General features: G+C 54.8%; 17 protein-coding genes. 7 read left to right on the forward strand and 10 right to left on the reverse strand.

Annotated elements, in window-relative coordinates:
• Nucleotides 1-12 precede the first annotated feature (12 nt).
• Both K239x_RS01205 and K239x_RS01210 read right to left on the reverse strand, forming a co-directional pair.
• On the reverse strand, nucleotides 13-1563 hold the full coding sequence (locus K239x_RS01205) for an arylsulfatase B (RefSeq protein ID WP_419189533.1): 1551 nt from the start codon (nucleotides 1561-1563) through the stop codon (nucleotides 13-15).
• A 166-nt stretch (nucleotides 1564-1729) separates the two neighbouring features.
• Complete coding sequence (locus K239x_RS01210) at nucleotides 1730-2608, reverse strand: hypothetical protein (protein ID WP_145415877.1); 879 nt, start codon at nucleotides 2606-2608, stop codon at nucleotides 1730-1732.
• 295 nt (nucleotides 2609-2903) lie between these two features.
• Here K239x_RS01210 and K239x_RS01215 point away from each other — a divergent pair, with 295 nt between their 5' ends.
• Both K239x_RS01215 and K239x_RS01220 read left to right on the forward strand, forming a co-directional pair.
• Nucleotides 2904-3152, forward strand: a complete 249-nt coding sequence (locus K239x_RS01215) for an ArsC family (seleno)protein (RefSeq protein ID WP_419190126.1) — start codon at nucleotides 2904-2906, stop codon at nucleotides 3150-3152.
• A 151-nt stretch (nucleotides 3153-3303) separates the two neighbouring features.
• Nucleotides 3304-5520, forward strand: a complete 2217-nt coding sequence (locus tag K239x_RS01220; protein WP_419189534.1) for an NADP-dependent isocitrate dehydrogenase — start codon at nucleotides 3304-3306, stop codon at nucleotides 5518-5520.
• A 125-nt stretch (nucleotides 5521-5645) separates the two neighbouring features.
• On the opposite strand, the gene K239x_RS01225 is transcribed toward K239x_RS01220, so the two are convergent.
• Both K239x_RS01225 and lipA read right to left on the reverse strand, forming a co-directional pair.
• On the reverse strand, nucleotides 5646-5909 hold the full coding sequence (locus tag K239x_RS01225) for a hypothetical protein (protein ID WP_145415880.1): 264 nt from the start codon (nucleotides 5907-5909) through the stop codon (nucleotides 5646-5648).
• Nucleotides 5906-6823: a lipoyl synthase gene (gene lipA / locus K239x_RS01230; protein ID WP_145415881.1), complete on the reverse strand. Its 918-nt coding sequence runs from the start codon at nucleotides 6821-6823 to the stop codon at nucleotides 5906-5908. Before lipA ends, K239x_RS01225 begins: the two co-directional genes overlap by 4 nt.
• A 202-nt stretch (nucleotides 6824-7025) precedes the next feature.
• Here lipA and smpB point away from each other — a divergent pair, with 202 nt between their 5' ends.
• From smpB to K239x_RS01245, 3 genes are read left to right on the forward strand one after another with little or no spacing between them, the layout of a single operon-like run.
• Nucleotides 7026-7562, forward strand: coding sequence for an SsrA-binding protein SmpB (gene smpB, locus K239x_RS01235; RefSeq protein ID WP_145415882.1), 537 nt, complete (start codon nucleotides 7026-7028; stop codon nucleotides 7560-7562).
• 8 nt (nucleotides 7563-7570) lie between these two features.
• Entirely contained in the window at nucleotides 7571-8254 is a 684-nt protein-coding gene (locus K239x_RS01240) for an ABC transporter ATP-binding protein (protein WP_145415883.1), read from the forward strand.
• A gap of 23 nt (nucleotides 8255-8277) precedes the next feature.
• Nucleotides 8278-9651, forward strand: a complete 1374-nt coding sequence (locus K239x_RS01245) for an ABC transporter permease (RefSeq protein ID WP_145415884.1) — start codon at nucleotides 8278-8280, stop codon at nucleotides 9649-9651.
• A 14-nt stretch (nucleotides 9652-9665) separates the two neighbouring features.
• Here the strand turns inward: K239x_RS01245 and K239x_RS01250 are convergent, their stop codons facing one another.
• The 4 genes from K239x_RS01250 to K239x_RS01265 form a co-directional block, all read right to left on the reverse strand.
• Nucleotides 9666-11729 carry an RNA polymerase sigma factor gene (locus tag K239x_RS01250; protein ID WP_145415885.1) on the reverse strand — a complete coding sequence of 688 codons (2064 nt, stop codon included), beginning with the start codon at nucleotides 11727-11729 and terminating at the stop codon, nucleotides 9666-9668.
• A 154-nt stretch (nucleotides 11730-11883) separates the two neighbouring features.
• The gene (locus K239x_RS01255; protein ID WP_145415886.1) at nucleotides 11884-13020 is read right to left on the reverse strand and encodes a hypothetical protein; all 1137 of its coding nucleotides are present in this window, start codon (nucleotides 13018-13020) and stop codon (nucleotides 11884-11886) included.
• Nucleotides 13021-13133: 113 nt separating this feature from the next.
• The gene (locus tag K239x_RS01260) at nucleotides 13134-13937 is read right to left on the reverse strand and encodes an MBL fold metallo-hydrolase (RefSeq protein ID WP_145415887.1); all 804 of its coding nucleotides are present in this window, start codon (nucleotides 13935-13937) and stop codon (nucleotides 13134-13136) included.
• 84 nt (nucleotides 13938-14021) lie between these two features.
• Nucleotides 14022-14930 (reverse strand): SDR family oxidoreductase, encoded by a 909-nt coding sequence (locus K239x_RS01265; RefSeq protein ID WP_145415888.1) that lies wholly within the window; start codon nucleotides 14928-14930, stop codon nucleotides 14022-14024.
• A 219-nt stretch (nucleotides 14931-15149) separates the two neighbouring features.
• Between K239x_RS01265 and K239x_RS01270 the strand changes: the two genes are divergently transcribed.
• Together K239x_RS01270 and K239x_RS01275 are read left to right on the forward strand one after the other, a co-directional pair.
• Nucleotides 15150-16199, forward strand: coding sequence for a S1C family serine protease (locus tag K239x_RS01270; RefSeq protein WP_419189535.1), 1050 nt, complete (start codon nucleotides 15150-15152; stop codon nucleotides 16197-16199).
• A gap of 10 nt (nucleotides 16200-16209) precedes the next feature.
• Nucleotides 16210-17361, forward strand: coding sequence for a PDZ domain-containing protein (locus K239x_RS01275; RefSeq protein WP_419189536.1), 1152 nt, complete (start codon nucleotides 16210-16212; stop codon nucleotides 17359-17361).
• 7 nt (nucleotides 17362-17368) lie between these two features.
• Here the strand turns inward: K239x_RS01275 and K239x_RS01280 are convergent, their stop codons facing one another.
• Both K239x_RS01280 and K239x_RS01285 read right to left on the reverse strand, forming a co-directional pair.
• Nucleotides 17369-17884 carry a GNAT family N-acetyltransferase gene (locus K239x_RS01280; protein ID WP_145415890.1) on the reverse strand — a complete coding sequence of 172 codons (516 nt, stop codon included), beginning with the start codon at nucleotides 17882-17884 and terminating at the stop codon, nucleotides 17369-17371.
• Entirely contained in the window at nucleotides 17871-18695 is an 825-nt protein-coding gene (locus K239x_RS01285) for an alpha/beta fold hydrolase (protein WP_419189537.1), read from the reverse strand. The genes K239x_RS01280 and K239x_RS01285 overlap by 14 nt, the downstream gene beginning before the upstream one ends.

Raw genomic sequence — 18695 nt, forward strand, 5'->3', positions numbered from 1 at the left:
AGCCGTCGCCAGCTATTGCTTGGCTGCGTTTGCACCAACGGGCGCTTGCGGCCAAGGCGTTTCGCCCGGAGCCCATTCGGTCTGCTGTGTCGAACGCACTTTCTGGACAGCGTCTTTAAGCCATGATGGCGGATTTGCATTTTCTGCTTTTCCGTAGATGAAAGGCAGCGGCGGATCCATCAGCAGCGGCTTGTCACCCAGTGGCGGGCGTTCCTTTCCAACGGTGGCTAATCGCGACGCAAGTTTCGCGACGATCTCTGGTTTGATCGCTGCGATGTTTTCTTTTTCGTAAGGGTCATCGGCGATATTAAAAAGCATGTCCCCCATCAGCTTGTAGTCGCCGCTGCGGATTGTTGGCAAACGCACGCTGCCGGTGACTTCAAAAATGATCTCACTGCGAGGACTTGGTTTGCCGCCGAAGAGCATTTCGTTCATGTCGATCGCATCGACTGGTAGTTTTTGTTGGTGATCGCCTCCGGCCAACGTAATGAAGGTCGAAAACCAATCGGCGATGAACATCATTCCGTCGTTGGTTACTCCGGCTTGGGTGTGTCCGGGCCATCGCATCAAACACGGCACTCGCACGCCGCCTTCAAACGTCGTGTTCTTGGTGCCGCGGTAAGGAGTGCTCATTTCTTCTAAGACCGGGCCATTGTCGTTGGTAAAAACCAAGAGCGTGTTGTCTTTGAAACCGTGCTTGTCGATCGCGCCCACAATTCGGCCCACCGCATCGTCTAGGCACTTCAGCATTGCTTCGCGGACTTCGTATTTGTCCCCATGTCGCGGCGGATCATTCAGTGGGCCATGCACTGCATTGAATGGTACGTACAGAAAGAACGGCTTTTCGCTGCTCTGCTGGCCAATTACCCGTTCGACTTCCGTGGCGATCAAGTCCGTCGTGTAACCCTCTTCCTGGATGGGTTTTTGGTTGCGATGCCAATCGTAGACGGCGAAGCGAGCGGGAGCATTATGAACGATGGTTTTGTTGTAGTAATCGATTCCCCAGGCATAGTGCCCATACTGGTGCATGAATCCTTGCGACATTGGCAAGTGTTCTTCAAGCCATTCCCCGCAATGCCATTTGCCGGACAGACTGGTGAAATACCCTGCGTCTTTCAAAGCTTCGGCAATCGTGCGTTCGCTGGCGTCCAGAGCGTGGATACGGCGTGTTGGTTCGCCACGATCGTTGTGGGCGAGGGTCAGGCCGAGCTTTTTTAAGTAACTCGGTTTGCCGAAATCTTCGCTCCGCCAATCCATCCAATTGCGAAAGGCGTATCGCCCGGTCAGAAAGGCGCCACGTGTGGGGGCGCAAACCGAGTGTGTGTAGAACTGAGTCAGCTTGGTGCTTTCGGCAGCCAGAGTGTCAATGTTGGGCGTCAGATCGTGGTTGCCGCCGTTGAACCCTGGCTGATTCCAGCCCATGTCATCGCTCAGGATGAAAACGATGTTGGGGCGTTCGTGCGATTCAGCCGAATCGGTCCAGTGCGTCGCGATTGCGGCAATCAGAATCGACAGCGCGACGGTGGTCGAACTTGGGAACGGAGAGAAGCGGCTGATTCGCATGTTGCAGTCCTGAGAGGTGGGGAGACACCTCATTGTCAACGTTGCGAATTTGCGGGTCAATGTGCTGAAACAAGTAAAGTGGCTAGTAACGTGCTGGGTTGGCCGTGCTGGGTTGGCCGTGATGTGCGGCCGGTGTTTTCCGGCCAGTCATTGCGATGCGAGCTTACTATTTCGCTGCGAACTGCATGCTGCTGGCTCCAGTTGGCAGTCGTGCTTCGACCAACAGACGTTTCAGGAAATCTTGAGCTTCGGCGTAGTCGGCTTTGGGGTAGACGTCGACATTTTTGGATAGCTCCTCGCTGACTTTTCCGATCCAGTCACGCAGTGGCAGGTAGTGATCCGGATTGATGGTGCCCGCATTGGCACGAATTTCAAAAACTTGATTGACGGGTTTACGTGCGTTGTTGAAATGTTCCATCTGCAACAACAATGGCCAATGCAGACGTCCTGACAGGTCGTTGATTTCGTCGCTGCTGAGACCCCGTTGATCGTTTAGTTCCACGCCTGTTTGATGAGCCACCAGTTGTGCCTCTGCTTTTGCCGCACGAGCGACTGCACCTTGAGCGTGCAAGTGGCCGAATCGCATCTCGCTGTTGATCGAACGGCGAGCGATGTAGGTGTGGATCGCTTTGACGCTGTTGTCCATGCGAGCCGAACGAGCGACTTCGTTTTGAGTGCGAGCGTATGCGTTGGTCAGGTTGGCATCGGCACGCGATCGAACGATGTCAGCGACTTCGTGTCCGTTGTAACCTCGATACCAGTGGTAGTTGCCGTAGGCAAACGTGACTGGGCGACGATAGGCGTGATGGTTCTGGCCATGGTGAACATTGCCGTAGTGATCATTGCCGTGGTAGTCGGAGTCGTGGTGGGACGAATTGCCTTGGTTGTGACTGTGTCCCCCGTGTTTCGGTTGGAATCGGCCGAATCGTTGAGCGCTCACCGAGTCGGCAACACAGGCGGTGGCGAGAGTCAAGAAAAGCAGTGTTTTGGCGGCATTTAACATCGAAATTTCCCCAGCTTGTTTTGTTTTGACTGTTTTCGTCATTGGCAACTCTCCCTGCCTGACAAACTTCTAAGCGGGAGCCTGTGTCATGCGTTACCAAAATTTCTCAAATGAATTGCGGGGACTCGCATTTCGGTAATTAACACGGTTTTTTGACCCGCATTCGGATCGCTTGACCGTGCCGCTAGACTGAACAAAAATCACCGCTTTCCCCATTCAAATAAGGCAAAATCCTATGGCGAAGACCATTTCCTGGAGCTACCACCGCAAGGGCTGAACGTCCTGCAAGCGCGCGCAAGAGTTTCTTGCGTCTCATAATGTCAAGATCACCGAAGAAATCGATGCCAAGAAAGAACGTTTTGGCGCTGATGATGTCCCGTCGGTCGCACAAGGCATGACCAAGCTGCTGGTGGCCAAAGGCAAAAAGGTCACCACCGTCGATTTGAAGAAAGAGGCTCCCGACGATGCGGCTTTGGCAAGTCTGCTGCTGGGGCCGACGGGCAACTTGAGGGCACCCACACTGAAAACCGGCAAGACATTGATTGTCGGATTCAACGATGAAATGTACTCGGAAGTTTTTGGCTAAATGCGGCCCGCAAACATCTAAGAACGGACGTCAGTGCGTTGCTGGTGGGCGGCGCAAAGCGCCCCCCACCCAATCTGCTCGATAACGGCTAAAATCCGGCGAACGGTTTCGATTCCCGCCAGAGATTACGCCGCACAGGCTTGAGCAGATTATGGTCCAGAAAATCATCTACACCCACACCGACGAAGCCCCCGCCCTGGCTACGTATTCGCTGCTCCCGATTGTTCGGAAGTTCACTCGTGCGGCCGGCATCGACATCGAAACGCGAGACATCTCGTTGGCGGCCCGGATTCTGGCAAACTTTCCAGACAAGTTGACGGACGCTCAAAAAGAGCCCGATGCTCTGTCGGAATTGGGCAAGCTCGCCAAGAAGCCCGAAGCAAACATTATCAAGCTGCCCAATATCAGTGCCTCGATCCCGCAGCTGGTCGAAGCGATCGAAGAGCTACAGAAAATCGGATACGACATCCCCGATTTTCCGGAAGAACCACAGAATGACGCGGAAAAAGAAATCCGCTCGCGATACGCCAAAGTTCTTGGTAGCGCCGTGAACCCCGTGCTACGTGAAGGCAATTCGGATCGTCGTGTTGCTGGACCGGTGAAAGAATTTGCTCGCAAGAACCCGCACTCGATGGGGGCTTGGACCAAAGATTCCAAAACTCACGTTGCTCACATGAGTCACGGTGATTTCTTTGGCAGTGAACAGTCGGTCGCGATGCCAACAGCCGGTAGTGTCAGAATCGAACTGTTTGGTCCGGATGACAGTGTCACTGTCTTGAAAGACAAGTTGGAGTTGCAAGCAGCCGAGATCATCGATGCATCGGTGATGAGCCGTGTGGCACTACGAGATTTCCTCGCTGCCGAAATCGACGATGCAAAGAATCAAGACGTGCTGCTTTCGTTGCACATGAAGGCAACGATGATGAAGGTTTCGGATCCGATTATTTTCGGACATGCCGTTTCGGTGTACTACAAAGACGTCTTTGAAAAATACGCCGACACCTTCGACAAGCTGGGTGTCGACACCAACAATGGCATCGGAGACGTGTACGCAAAGATCGAAAGTTTGCCCGATGATCAGCAAGCGGCAATCACTGCGGATTTGGAAGCGGTTTACAAAAATCGTCCGCGACTAGCCATGGTTGATTCTGACAAAGGCATTACCAATTTGCACGTTCCCAGCAACGTGATCATCGACGCATCGATGCCCGCAGCGATTCGTTCGTCGGGAAAGATGTGGGGACCAGACGGCAAATTGGGCGATACCAAAGCAGTCATCCCGGATCGCTGCTACGCGGGGATTTACCAGGCGACCATCGACTTCTGTAAAGAAAACGGTGCCTTTGACGTGACTACGATGGGCAGTGTTTCCAACGTCGGACTGATGGCTCAGAAAGCCGAAGAGTACGGTTCGCACGACAAAACTTTTGAGATTCCCCACGCGGGAACGGTTCGCGTGACCAACGATGCGAGTGAAGTTTTGATGTCACACGAAGTTGCCCAGGGCGACATCTGGCGCATGTGCCAAACCAAGGATGCTCCTATCCAAGACTGGGTACGTCTGGCTGTCAGCCGGGCGCGAGCGACGGGAGCCCCCGCCATTTTTTGGCTCAGCGAAGAACGCGCTCACGATGCCAACTTGATCGAAAAGGTCAACGTCTACCTAGGCAATTTCGACACCGAAGGCTTGGACATCCAGATCCTCTCGCCGGTCGATGCAACGAAGCTTAGTTGCCAAATCATCAAAGACGGCAGCGATGTCATCTCGGTCACGGGCAACGTGTTGCGAGATTACTTGACTGACCTGTTCCCGATTCTGGAACTGGGCACCAGCGCCAAAATGCTGTCGATCGTGCCGCTGTTGGCAGGTGGTGGATTATTTGAAACCGGTGCAGGCGGTTCGGCGCCCAAGCATGTTCAACAATTTGTCGAAGAAGGTCACTTGCGCTGGGATTCGCTGGGCGAGTTCTTGGCGATTGCTGTTTCGATCGAAGACCTGGGAACAAAAACAGAGAACGCCAAGGCGCTGGTGCTGGCAGAAACGCTGAACGCAGCGACTGGCAAGTTTCTGGACGAAAACAAGTCGCCTTCGCGAAAGGTCAACGAGCTAGACAACCGTGGAAGCCATTTCTACTTGGCACTCTACTGGGCTCAGGCACTGGCAGGCCAGACAAAGGATGCTGAGCTCCAGGAGCAGTTTTCTTCGTTGGCCCAAACTCTCGCAGACAACGAATCCAAGATCATCGAAGAACTAGCCGCAGCTCAAGGTTCACCGGTCGACATCGGCGGCTACTATCACCCCGACACAGCCAAGACCGAATCAGCCATGCGTCCGAGCGAAACGTTTAACAACGCAATGACACAGTAGGAATCGGTTTCTTTTGTCCACGGAGTAGCGACCGTGGTCAATTTGGCCTGAAGGGAGAGAGCGAACTCCCGCGGTCAGATGTTGCACCGGCGTCGTCTTGCTGGTGTCTCCGTTTGGCTGCTGTCTCAGTCTGTTGGAGATGCGACGTCGTAAATCGGCGTGGCTCCCGCTTGGTTCGACGTGGCTGCCTCGCGACTCATTTGATTGCGTTTGTGTTCTTGAACGGTCGCGTCCAACGGCCCCCGCATTTCATGGCGGTACGCAGGTGAGTCATTGATCGCACCAAAGAACCGACGCGAAAGTATGTAGACAAACGGAAAAGCGATCACTAACAGTGCCAACAGCAGCAGTTTGCTACTGGTCGTTGTCGCAGGCCAAAAACGACTCACTCCGTTTCGGCCATGTCTCTGGCATGGTAGCTACTGCGGACAAAGGGACCGCTGGCCACTTTTTTGAATCCCATGCTGGTGGCGATATCCGCTAGCTCATCGAATTCTTCTGGCGGAACGTAGCGAGTGACCGGCAAGTACTTTTCGCCCGGCTGCAGGTACTGCCCGAGTGTCAAAAAGTCGACATCGTATTCGCGTAAGTCTGCCAGAGCTTCCAGCAGTTCGCCGCGTTCTTCGCCCATGCCTAGCATCAAACCGCTCTTGGTTTTGACGCTTGCGTTGTACTCTTTGACTTTTCGCATCATGCCCAATGTCCAGCGGTAGTCGCTTTTGGGGCCACGCACGCGGCGGTACAGTCGCGGGATTGTTTCCATGTTGTGATTAAACACTGTCGGCTCTGCTTCGATCACGCGAGCGAGGGCGTCTTTGCAGTGAACAAAATCGGGCGTTAGGACTTCTGTCGTTGCACCGGTTTTTTCGCGGACGGCCACAACGCAACGATAAAAGTGATCAGCGCCACCGTCGGGCAAATCGTCTCGGGTCACGCTGGTGATCACGACGTGTTTCAGCCCCAGTCGGGCGGCGGCTTCGGCGACACGCTCCGGTTCGTCGCTTTCCGGGAGCTCGGGTGGTCGGCCACGATGGACCGCACAGAAACCGCAGGGCCGTGTGCAGACATTGCCCAGGATCATAAAAGTGGCGGTTTGCTGGCTATAGCATTCCATCCGATTGGGACACTTGGCGTTATCGCAGACCGTTTCCAGTTTCAATTCGTCCAGCAGCCCCTGCGTCATGTGGTTGGCGTTGCCCTTGGGGATGGGGCGTTTTAGCCATTTGGGTAATCGGCCGGACGCACTGACATTGGTGCCGGTGGGCATGACAGGGTCGGCAACGACGGGGAGGCGAAAAGCCATGAACAAAAACCCAAACGAAATGAACTAAGTGTGTGTCAGCAACGAATTGTAGTACGCCTGTCTAATACTTGTAGTCCTTTAGTGCTTTGCGGGGGCGAGTGCCCAATGCTTGGCAGCGTCTGGTGCTTTGGGAGGGGGGGCCGTTTTGGTCCAGGGCGACTACTACGGGGTTATCCCGGGCTAACGTACAATTTCTGGGGTTATGGGAAAAAAGAAAAAAACACTACCGACTTCGGCGGGCAAGAAATCTGCCACCAAAAAAGCTGCGGGCAAAAAATCCGCGGACACTCAGTTCACAATCGTCAGCGAAAACCGAAAAGCACGCCATCGTTACGAAATCATCGATTCGGTCGAATGCGGCATGATGTTGATGGGTAGCGAAGTCAAATCCATGCGAGACGGAAAACTATCGCTCGATGAAGCCTACATTCGCACAAAAGGGAGCGAGTTGTGGCTGATTGGTGCCGACATTGGACATTACGCCAATGCGGGAATGTGGAATCATGATCCGCGGCGACCCCGCAAACTTTTGGTTCACTCCAGAGAATTTGAATCCTTTGCAGGACGGGCGCACGAGCGTGGTTTGACGTTGATCGCACTGCGCGTTTATTTCAATGATCGCGGCATCGCCAAGTGTGTGATGGGATTGGTCAAAGGTAAAAAACTTCACGACAAACGCGAAGCACTGAAGAAACGCGATACTGATCGCGGACTGCAGCGCATGATGCGAGGACGATAAGCGACCCCATGACATTAGCAATCACAGATCTGATCAAGACGTTTGCCCAGCCCGGTGGTGGATCGCTGACGGTCCTGGACGTGCCGACGTTCAACATCGCCGCAGGTGAACAGGTCGCGCTGATCGGGCAAAGCGGCGGTGGTAAGACGACGTTGCTTCATTTAATTGCTGGCCTGCTGGCGCCCGATTCGGGAAGTATCAAGATTGATTCGATCGAGTTGACCAAACTGAGCGAAGAGGGGCGTGATCGCGTCCGGGCCAGTTCGGTTGGTTACGTCTTTCAAACGTTCAATTTGTTGCCGGCCTTTACCGCGATCGAAAACGTTCGCCTGGGAATGACGTTTGGCCACGGGAAGCAGGACGCCAAGCGAGCCACTGAATTGCTGGGCCGAGTCGGACTGGCGGATCGAGCAAACTACAAGCCGAGCCAGTTGTCGGTCGGTCAACAGCAGCGAGTGGCAATCGCGCGAGCGTTGGCGGGAAAACCCAAACTGTTGCTTGCTGATGAACCGACGGCAAATGTGGATCCCAACAGTGCCGAAAATGTTTTGGAACTGATTCGCCAATCCTGCCAAGACGAACAAATCGCATTGTTGATGGTGACGCACAGTATGGACGTTGCCAACCGATTTGATCGTGTCGAAAAATTAGACGAAATCAATCGCGCGTTTTCAAACGCCGCATCGCACTAGCAACCGATTCACAACAGCCGTCCATGTCACTTATTCAAATCGCTTGGCGAAATTTTTGCCATCGTTCGCTGTCCAGCATTTTGACGACCCTGTCTTTGGCTTTGGGCGTTGGCTTGGTCGTGATCGTGCTGTCTGCTTACGGGATCATCACCGAAGCATTCCAGCGCAATGCGCAATCGGGTTTCAATTTGGTCGTGGGGCCCAGCAAGGGCAGTGCGCTGCAGTTGACACTCAATAGCGTCTACTACCTTTCGCAACCAAACGAAAATATTGACTTCACGAAATTCATGGAGTTTTACTTTCAACCCGAGCGTGCCGAGATGGTCCGCAAATACGGGGGCGATCCAAAACTTGGCGAACGCGACGGGCAGTACGCTGGCTATATCGGGAAAGGCGGTTTTGCGATCCCGCTTGCGTTGGGCGACTACTTGGGTGAATTCCGCGTCGTTGGTACAACGCCAGAGTTTTTTGAAAAGCTGCGGATGGGGCCGGAGTTGGACGAAACGTTTCGGTTTGCCGATGGTCGTGCCCTAAAGGAACACAGTGACCAGTACAGCTACTTTGAGTCGGTGTTGGGTTCGCGAGTCGCCAACGAGATGAAGCTGAAAGTGGGGGATACTTACAATCCGTCGCACAGTGTTCCGGGCGGCGAAGGGCATGGGCAAGCGTTTACCGTGGTGGGTGTCATGGAGCCGACAGGAACTCCCAATGACCGAGCGGCATTTGTCAATTTGGAAGGATTTTATCTGCTCGACAAGCATTCGTTGCCGCTCTCTGGTGATGAGATCATGGAGCCACCCACGGAAGCCTACGACGATCCGGCGGGACACATGCCGTTGACGATTCCGCAACGTGAAGTCACGTCGGTATTGATTAAGAATGAAGTGCCATTTCATGCTGCATCGATGTACGACACGATCAAAGAAAAAGACGATGAATTGCAGGCTGCAGCGCCGGTCGGCGAAATATCCAAACTGATGAGCGCGATTGTTGGGCCGCTGCTCCAAGCGTTGCTGGTCATTACGCTGATCACTTGTGTCGTCGCTGCGGTGGGAATCCTGGTTGCGATCTACAATTCCATGAACGACCGACGCCGCGATATCGCTGTGATGCGAGCTTTGGGGGCGCGGCGTGATACGGTGACGATGATCATCCTTTGCGAAAGCTTGCTCATTGCCGTGATCGGCGGTTTGCTCGGCTGGATCCTGGCGCACACCGCACTGTGGGCAATGGGCGGACGTATCGAAGACCACACGGGCGTCAGCATTGGGCTGTTTACGACCAGCACTTACGAGATTTACGTTTTACCGCTGGTGCTGATCTTGGCATTCATTGCCGGTTGGCTGCCAGCCGCCGCCGCGTATCGAACCGACGTCGGATCCAATTTGTCGGCGTAGCGTTGACGGGGCAGTTACATAAATCCGCCACCGCCACCCATGCCACCGCCACCACCCATTCCGCCGCCGCCCATTCCGCTTCCTGCATCTCCTCCCAGACTGCGAGGAACTTGCGACGCAGGGACTTGGATCTTTTGCAATCTGGGGTCGTCACCAAAATGCATCTGACGGACGGTTTTAAAGAATCGCTCCAATTCTTGATGCGTTGTATAGGTGGTCGAAATCAAGATGGCCGGGCGTGCTGTTCGAATGGGTTGCATGGTCGAAGGCCCACCCAACGCTTCCCAAGCATCGGGTTCGATCGTGCCTTCGATTACGCGGGTGATTGAATCAAAATCGCTAATCGCAAACCCGGTACTCTCAAGCCAGTATATCCGGTTCAGTAAACGGGAATCGGCAGCTTCGGTGGTTGTGACGACCAATGATTCGTCATGCACTACGTAGGTCAGGTCCATGCCATAGAGCATGGACTTGAGCATGCTTTGCAGTGTGATGTTTACAAAACGCGAGGTGACGGGTTCGTCGGGCGTCATGCCAATTTCATCGAGCGCCCGCGAGTCCACTCGGATCGGCAAATCAAACTGTTGATTCAACGTGGCGATCGCCTCGGCCAGTGGCGTTTCGATGAACTCCGCATTGCCTTTTTGTTGCAGTTTGGATGCGATCTGCTTCTCGACTTCATCACTGACATTGATCCACTTGGAAGCCCCCAGCCCCCGGTGAACCAAAACCGTTGGGTCCGCGGTAACCTCAATGCCATGTTCTTTAACTACCGCTTTGAGTCCCAATGGGCGCAGGAGTGAACGCAGTGTCGTGCGCAGGGGCACAGCCTGCGTCGACAACGCTGGTTGCACCATTTCGGGATTGATTTCGGCGAACTCGAGAGCACGTTGGTCGATGCTGAAGGGAACGCCAACCGCAATGCTCAGTTGCTTGTCCAGGTTTTTGATCGGTGTCGGTGGGATTTCAAGTTCGAATTCGCTGTCAAGCTTTTCGGCAGCCAGCTTGGCGACTTTGCTGGTGGGCACCGGTGCAGGAGCGTGCTGCGACATCCACATCATGCCTCGCTCTAGCGTCGAAGACTGCTGAGGCTTGGTTGCAGATCGTTGGTTGTTCGCTTTGGATTCAGACGCTTTAGATTCGGCTGAACCAGCGGGAGATTTGTTTTTGTCGTTCTGGCCGCTGTCAAACTGAGCGATCACAAGATCGGGTGCCGCGGGGTTTTCGAGACGATCAAGTTCGGTGTGAGCTGCGGAGAGGGTCACAACATTGGAGGCTTGCTGGCCTGTAGAAACGGGGCTGACCGTGATCACGAGCATCGCCAAGACGATACCACCGCCAACAAGGCCGGCAGCAGAAGAGACAGAAAACATAGAGCGAGTTCCTTGGCTGAGAAGTGAGTCGAGCAGAGGAGCGTCAATGTCAGAATCGGGAAGCTTGCCGTCAGGCGAAAAGGCCATCAGTTGCTCTGCGGCGTGAGAAGCAGTGGTTGCCGAAACCGTCCAAGCACTAGCGGCTGTAAAAGCCAACACGGGGGCAATGCCTCGGCGGCGAAGTCGTCGACCAAGCATCTTTTTTCCTCGTTGCAATCGTCCACGAATCGAACCGATGGTCGTACCAAAGTGTTCGGCCAGAACTGCCAGCGGTTGATCGTCGAAGATATGCATGACCAGTGCCGCGCGATACTGCTGGGGAATCGCGGCGAGCTCTTCGTCTAAAACGATCGCTTCGTGACGTTGTGTTAGACGCAACAAAGGATCGTCCGGCGTCGCAGGGATTTCAGCCATGGAATCGGACGGGTGGGAATGAGAGTTGAGTGTGGCAATGGCCGAACGCTGGGCAACACGATGCAGCCAGCCAGGCAAACACTCCGGTTTTTTGATCTTGGCAGCGTTGTGGGCGAGATACAAAAACGTCGTTTGGAAGGCGTCATCAGCATCATTGCTGCAACGACATCGCCGATGACAAACGCTCAGCACCATGCGGCTGTATCGATCAACCAGCATGGACAGTGCCGCCGGATTTCGGTCGCGTGCCCATCCGTCAAGCAAATCGCCATCGGTCAGCGTGCTGGGCAAGTTCGATTCGGTTGATGCAGCGTTAATAATCCAACCCAAAACGTGTGAGACGGTCGATTCAGAAGAGTAGTGCGATGAAAGCACTTGAGGGCGCGCATCAAATTGCCAAAAGCTGAATATTTCTTGTTTGCAAACCTTCAGCACGTCTGACGATCTAGAACATTCCGCCCGACTGAGGCACTTTCTTTTCAGGCGGCTGATTTGGGCTGCGCGCCGCAATTGGGTCGGCACCGACGTGCGTTTTTCGCATCGCTTTCAGCAGGTCGGCGATCTGATTGTGGACATCCGATGTCGTCGATACCAAAATGGCTGGTCGACTGCGTTGACCTTGAGTTAGCGGTGCGATCGTTGATGGGCCGCCAAGTGATTCCCAGGTGTCGGGAGCAATCGTGGTTTCTAAAATCGCGATCACGTTGTCAAAGTCACCAATCGGAAAGCCGGTGGCTTCCAAAAAATACACGCGGTTTACAAGGTTCTGTTCGCAGGCCTCGATCGTCGTGATCTCGAGCACTTCATCTTGAATGTGGTAAGTCAGATCCAATTCGCGGAGCATCAAACGCAGAGCACTACGAAGCGAAACGGACTTCAAACGGCACGTCACCGGTGTGTCGGCAGTGAGTCCAATTTCCTCTAATGCGCGACGGTCGATAATCATATCGATGCCAGTCTGTTCGCTCAGTTCGGCAAGGCAGGTGTCCAGTTGAAGGTCTTTAAAACCAACTGTCAGCTTCTTGCCCAATGTCTTGGAAATCTGTTCGTTACCTTCAGGGTCTGCGCTGATCCAGTAGTCGGTCGCTATCCCGCGTCGAACGAGCTGAGCAAAATCCGCGGTGACGACAAAGCCTTCGTCCTCTACCGAGACACGAAGGCCATGGGGACGCAGCATTCGGCGAAACGCAGAACGCAGTGGCCACGCGCCAGCGGGAGATTCGATAATCGTTTCGTTATCCAGGCCAGCGATGTCGATCGCGTGAGTATCGACAAAAACAGGAAGCTTTAGTTGTTCACTTAGGGTCGTGGCCAGTTCGCCAACGCTCGTTTTGATTTCTCCTAGGTCCGTGTCTTGGTCAAGCGCTGCGTTTGCCGTTTGAGCGACTTCGGTTTGCGGTTCGACAATCGTGCGCAGAGGTTTGTTGTCGATGATCGGCATCGAACCGCCGCCAGCTTGGGCGATTGCAAACGCCGTCCCGCAAACGAACGGTTCTGCTTCTCCGTTATCCTGGCCAACGGCAATCGAAGCGGCGCAAGCCAGCAACGAAGTAAAAAGCGTTAAGCGACCTAGGTCAATCATCGAAAGCCCTTCCGATTTTGAGAGAAGAAAAGAGGCTTTCAATCTAGTCTACCGCCATGACGGGCTGCAAATTTTGCCATCCCACATCGCGTCGCGGTAGCGATTCGGTCGCGTTATTGCTTTGGCGGTTCCAACCCGTCCGGCAACTTACCCGCGGCGACTTCTTCGTCCCATTGATCCATCAACGGCCAGCTGTCGGCCAGCGTTCCGAAGTCTGCCATTTTCAGATAACCGCGTACTCGATCGATTGTTTTGTTGAGCATTGCTGCGTCGTTGGCGAAAATCGGTCCGTGGCTGGGAGCCAGCCATTGCACGTTGCTATCGCGGATTCTCTCCAGCGAATTGACAAAGGATTTGATGTCACTGCCGTGGTGCGCGTCGATGGCACCGATGCATCCGTCGCGGTAGATGTTGTCACCGCTGAGCAGCACGTCGCCAATTTGAAAAGCCAGTTGGCTATCGGTGTGACCCGGTGTGTGCCAGACCTTGATTTCCAAATTCCCGACTGTGATCACATCCCCGTCGTTGACTTGCGTTTCAATCTGGACGGGCGGCATATCCATTTTCAACCCTTGTGCTTCGATCTCCGCGAGGGTTACCAGCGTGTCGCCTTCTTGGAGTGGTCGCACGGCTTTGGGATGCGCCGTCACCGTGGTTTTGAGGATTTGCTTTGCTTTGGCAAGCCCCTGGATGTGGTCAACGTCGGCGTGTGTTGCGACCAGCGTCTTGCATCGCGAAAGTGGAAAATCCAACTGACGAATGATTTCGATAAAGTCATCCACCGTTTCTTCATAGCCGATGTCGATCAGCAACCACTCGTCTGCGTCGTAGACCAAGTACACGTTGCATCCCAGAACTTCGCCAGCTTGGAAATTCAGCTCGATGATGCCTGGAAAGATAGGTTTGCGTGAATACATGGCGATGACGTCAAAGTGGAAGAAAAGAGATGGTGTATTTTACGTGGGAAACCAGACTAACAACCCCCCCATCGTTTTGAGCGTTCAGTTGCGCGATCCGCACTTCAAAACATCTGCTAGGCCTTCGCGATAAGTGGGATAGCGGAGTTTTGGGACCAAGTCATGCTTCATTCTCCGATTCCAAATTCGTTTGTTGCTGCCGCTGCGCATCGATACGGGAGCGTCAGGATCAGGCGGCAAAAAGTTTGGTTCCGCCGCGCCGCACTGTCGAGCGATTTCGCGATAAAAGTCCCCTCGAATCATTGGCTGATCGTCAGAAACCACATACAGCCGGCGACACTGGGTTTGCCAAGTGGCCATGACTGCAGTGACGGCATCATCGACGTGAATCAGGTTTAAGTAACCGTCGGATGGCGAACGAATTGCGCGGCCGGCAATGACGTCGGCTGCCCGCGGAACGCGGCCGGGACCATAGATGCCCGATAGACGCAGGATCGTCCATGCATCGTTTGGCCGGTGTCGATGCAGTTGTGCTTCGGCGTCCAGGTGTGCCCGTCCGCCTTGGCGAATCGGTTGGGCCGGCGAGTTTTCGTCGACCCAAAGTCCGCCGCTTTGGTGATAGACGCCGGTGGTGCTGATGTAGCACATCTTGGCGGACGCCGGAGTCGCGCGGAGCAGGTTCTTGAGCCCACCTACCTGCGACTCGTAACGTCCAACGGAACTGGATGAATCGTAGCTGACTGCGACCAAGATGCGACTGACGCTGGGGAGCTTGGCCAGGCTACGCCGGTCGGTCCAATCCAGGACCAACGGACTCAGTCCGGCATCGGAAAACGCCTTTGCGCGGTCCGGATTTCGGGTCGTGACGTAGGTATTTGCTCCATCATCACGCGCCGCTCGGGCAACCCGAGATCCCAGGTAACCGCCGCCAACGACCAGGACAGCTTCGCCGCGGAGAGGAGGATTGTCGTTTTTAGCGGAGTTTTGAGTCACTTTTTCCCAAATCGATTTCGGAGGCTACAATGGGCTCAGCCAATCCCGCAGGGGAAATGCCCCCAATATCGTTCGAGTTTGATCGGTGGAGTCAGGGGGATGGCAAGGAGGAGATTGTTATCCATCTGTTGACATGTGGCGATGGTGGCAGTGTTGCCCCGCGGCAAGTCACCGATCCGTTATTTGGCTCCCTATCGATTGTTAAATCAGAGGAATTCATTGAGTCGTTTCATTCCAATTTTGGCGGTTTCGCTTGTTGTCGCGACCATGCCAAGCGGTTTTGCACAATCGCCGATCGCGACGGGGGCCACGGCGAATTCGTCCGGGGGCACACGCGTGCCTCTGTTCACCGAATTGAAGGATATTATCGCCAAAGGCGGTGTTCCCGATTCCATTGAACAGCTTCAACTATTGGAACGTCAGCAACGACTGGTGGCCAAGGCTGCGGTGCCATGCACGGTCAGTGTCAAAATCGGCCCGGCACAAGGCTGCGGCGTGATCGTCACCGGCAGCGGTTTTGTTTTGACGGCGGCACACGTCGCGATGCGTCCGAACAAGACCGCCGTGATTACACTTTCGGATGGACGCAATGTGATGGCGACGACGCTGGGCATGAACCGTAGCGTTGATGCGGGATTGATAAAGATCAATGCGGGGCAGAACGGGGGACAGCCTTGGCCGCATGCGACGCTTGGCACCAGCGATGACCTGGCAGCAGGAATGTGGTGCGTCGCAACCGGGCATCCAGGAGGATACGACCAAGAACGCGGTCCGGTGACTCGCGTGGGCCGAATTTTGGCTGTCAGGCCTGGTTCGATTGTGACCGACTGTGCGTTGATTGGCGGCGATAGCGGCGGGCCTTTGTTTGACATTGCTGGCAGATTGATTGCGGTTCATAGCCGAATTGGAAACGATGTTGCTGATAATCTTCACATTCAAGTTGACCACTACGATTACTCGTGGGATCGATTGGCCAATCGCGAGGCATGGGGGTTTTTGCCTGGTTTCAAACCCGTTTTGGGAGTGAAACGAGCGTCGGATACCGCTCGGGCCAAAGTAGGGATCGTCCACCGTGGTTCCGCCGCCGCCGATGCGGGGGTCAAATCGGGCGACGTGATAGAGCAGTTTGGGGATCTGCAGATTTCCAGTTTTGAATCGCTCAAAGCGGCCGTAGCCGATACGATGCCTGGTGAACGTGTCGCGGTCTGGATCAATCGCCAAGGCAAACGAATTCGATTGAGTGTGGAGATTGGCCGTGAGGAAGACTGAGACCTATCCGATGGAAAGAAAATATTTGTCCATTCCAAACTCCCAAATCCGAAGTGTCTTTGCTGCGGGAATCGCTTTGGTTCTGTGCACGGGCATGGCTGTGCCAAACGTTTCGGCGCAGGAGATCATCGTCCCGCAACAGGGGCAGCTGGAAACAAATCAGCAAGAGCTCCAGCAAGAGCGTGCGGAACCGAAAGTTGAGTCCCGTTCGCCCCAGTGGCTTCGCCAGCGACTCGGGCTTGCGCCGTCGAACAATCGGCGCGACAACGGCGCGATGACCATGCTACTGCGGCCGGTCGCACAGCAGTCCAAACCGTCGGTTACTCAGATCAACATTGGTGGACGGCCGGTTGCTTTGGGCACCATCGTGGCCGCCGATGGTTATGTGTTGACCAAACGGAGCGAATTGACGGGAGATCCCGTTCGCGTTCGTTTTGCAGATGGCCGCCTGCTGCCTGCGCGGGTTGCTGCGGTGCGGCGTTCGAGCGATCTGGCGTTACTAAAAGTAGATTCGATTGCGCCACTTGTGCCCATCACCTTTGTCGTTGATGCTCCGCCGGTTGGCAGTTTTTTGATCACTCCAGGGCGAACGGGCCGACCGATTGGAATCGGTGTGATCGGTGTTCGCGCTCGCAGAGTGGCACACCGGGGACGCTTGGGCGTGATGCTGAACAGTGACCCTAATGGCATTGCGACCGTGCAAAACGTCTGGCCCGATAGTGGTGCCCAACTGGCTGGCGTCAAACAAAATGATCGCATCGTGGCGATCAATGGCCGACAACAACAAAGCCGCGCCGGCGTGATCGAAGCACTTCGCCAATTGTTTCCCGGCGAAAGCGTTCGACTGACCATCGTGCGAGCGGGGGACACGTTGGAATTGAGCGCGATGATTCGTGATATGGACGTCGTGTTGGAATCAGAGAACGACACGAAAGTGAACGGGCCTCGAAGCAATCGTCTGAGCGGGTTTAGCCGAGTTATTCAGCACGACACTGTTTTGGATCCCGACGACTGTGGCGGCCCGATTTTGGACACGCAGGGCAGGGCATTGGGAATCAACATCGCCCGAGCAGGTCGTGTGGTGAGCTACGCGTTGCCGTCATCGCTGGTGATCGCGGATGTCGAAAGCATGCTTTCCGAAGCCCGTGCAAGCACGAACTAGTGCGGAGCTACTGGTAGATTTTTTGCAAGATCGTGACATCGGACCATTGTCCGTTGAGATGTCCGATTTCTTTTTGCGTTCCTACCAATTCGTATCCATGCCGATAGTGAAATGCTAGGCTGCGATCGTTGGTCGCGATGATCTTCGCGACAGCATGATGAAGCTGGTTTTGCCGGCAATGCTGATCGATTTGTTGTTGAAGCAAGTCCGCGACGTTGCGTCCGATCGCGTCAGTGCTGAGGTAGATCGCGGTTTCGCACGAAAGGCGATAGCCATGACGGTCGCTAAACTGCCGGGCTGAACTCCAACCAATGATCTGGCCATCGTGGTCAGCAACGTACCAACCGTTGGGCAACGGTGCGCTCAGCAGTTCGGTGACTCGCGCAGCCGTCCATGGATCGCGATCAAAAGTCGCTTCGCCGATTTCGATGTAGTGGTTGTAGATCGCCGCGATTTGCTGGGCATCCGCAGGCCCCGATTCGGCTTGGGATACCGGACGGATCAAGACTTCATTGATGTCCATCGGTTTGCTCCCATAGCCACTGGACTGATTTGCGAATCAACGGTTCATGGAGTTCGGTCGCGACAGCACCATGCGACAACCCTTGGAGATGCACGACGCGTTTATGACCCGCGTACGCATCGATCACACGGTCTTGCATGGCCGGCAAAACCAGCTCGTCGAGTTCAGATTGCAGAAAAACACAGGGCCACGTCACGCTGGCTGCGATGATGGGCGCGTTCATTGAATCGGTCAAACTATCCGCGACGGGGTGAATCATTTGACCGAGCGGGTATCTCCTGGCAATCTCTTTGACGACGTCGATCAAAGGCGGCGGGTTTCGCAGTAACATCCCTAGTCGATTTTGCGAATCCACTTCGCTGGCGACGCGGAGAGCAGCGATACATCCCAGGCTATTGCCGCACGCCCAAACGCGGGTGGACGGGCCGACTCGTGAGGAGCCCAGCATCTGCCGCCAAAAATCCAGCGCCGCGACTTCCATTCGATGCAAGCTTGCGCGACCGCTGCTGCCACCGTAGCCGGGAGGATTCCAAGTCCAGACTTCGCTGTTGTCGATCGACAGGTAGTTGGATGGAAAATGAGACGAGCGTTCGGCACGTCCTGCGGTCCCTGGAAATTTGATGACCAGCAGATCGAGCGGTTCCTTGGGCTTACCGCGACTCTGAACAAAACACTCAAGCGTTTCGTCGCTGGGGCCCCATTTCAGCATCACACGTTGTTGCACACCGGGATCGATCTCATGTCGCGACGGGCGCAGCACAAGTCGATCCAAAATGCGACGTCGCACAGAAGTGATGGCACCAGAAATCAT

The sequence above is a fragment of the Stieleria marina genome, assembly GCA_007741555.1.
Taxonomy (GTDB): Bacteria; Planctomycetota; Planctomycetia; order Pirellulales; family Pirellulaceae; genus K23-9.

What these genes read in the sequence shown, in the direction of transcription:
- K239x_RS01275 (WP_419189536.1), top strand. Translation starts at nt 16,210, where the DNA reads ATGGAAAGAAAATATTTGTCCATTCCAAACTCCCAAATCCGAAGTGTC.
- K239x_RS01245 (WP_145415884.1), top strand. Translation starts at nt 8,278, where the DNA reads ATGTCACTTATTCAAATCGCTTGGCGAAATTTTTGCCATCGTTCGCTG.
- K239x_RS01260 (WP_145415887.1), bottom strand. Translation starts at nt 13,937, where the DNA reads ATGTATTCACGCAAACCTATCTTTCCAGGCATCATCGAGCTGAATTTC.
- K239x_RS01255 (WP_145415886.1), bottom strand. Translation starts at nt 13,020, where the DNA reads ATGATTGACCTAGGTCGCTTAACGCTTTTTACTTCGTTGCTGGCTTGC.
- K239x_RS01210 (WP_145415877.1), bottom strand. Translation starts at nt 2,608, where the DNA reads ATGACGAAAACAGTCAAAACAAAACAAGCTGGGGAAATTTCGATGTTA.
- lipA (WP_145415881.1), bottom strand. Translation starts at nt 6,823, where the DNA reads ATGGCTTTTCGCCTCCCCGTCGTTGCCGACCCTGTCATGCCCACCGGC.
- K239x_RS01240 (WP_145415883.1), top strand. Translation starts at nt 7,571, where the DNA reads ATGACATTAGCAATCACAGATCTGATCAAGACGTTTGCCCAGCCCGGT.
- K239x_RS01220 (WP_419189534.1), top strand. Translation starts at nt 3,304, where the DNA reads ATGGTCCAGAAAATCATCTACACCCACACCGACGAAGCCCCCGCCCTG.
- K239x_RS01205 (WP_419189533.1), bottom strand. Translation starts at nt 1,563, where the DNA reads ATGCGAATCAGCCGCTTCTCTCCGTTCCCAAGTTCGACCACCGTCGCG.
- smpB (WP_145415882.1), top strand. Translation starts at nt 7,026, where the DNA reads ATGGGAAAAAAGAAAAAAACACTACCGACTTCGGCGGGCAAGAAATCT.
- K239x_RS01280 (WP_145415890.1), bottom strand. Translation starts at nt 17,884, where the DNA reads ATGGACATCAATGAAGTCTTGATCCGTCCGGTATCCCAAGCCGAATCG.
- K239x_RS01285 (WP_419189537.1), bottom strand. Translation starts at nt 18,695, where the DNA reads ATGATTTCTGGTGCCATCACTTCTGTGCGACGTCGCATTTTGGATCGA.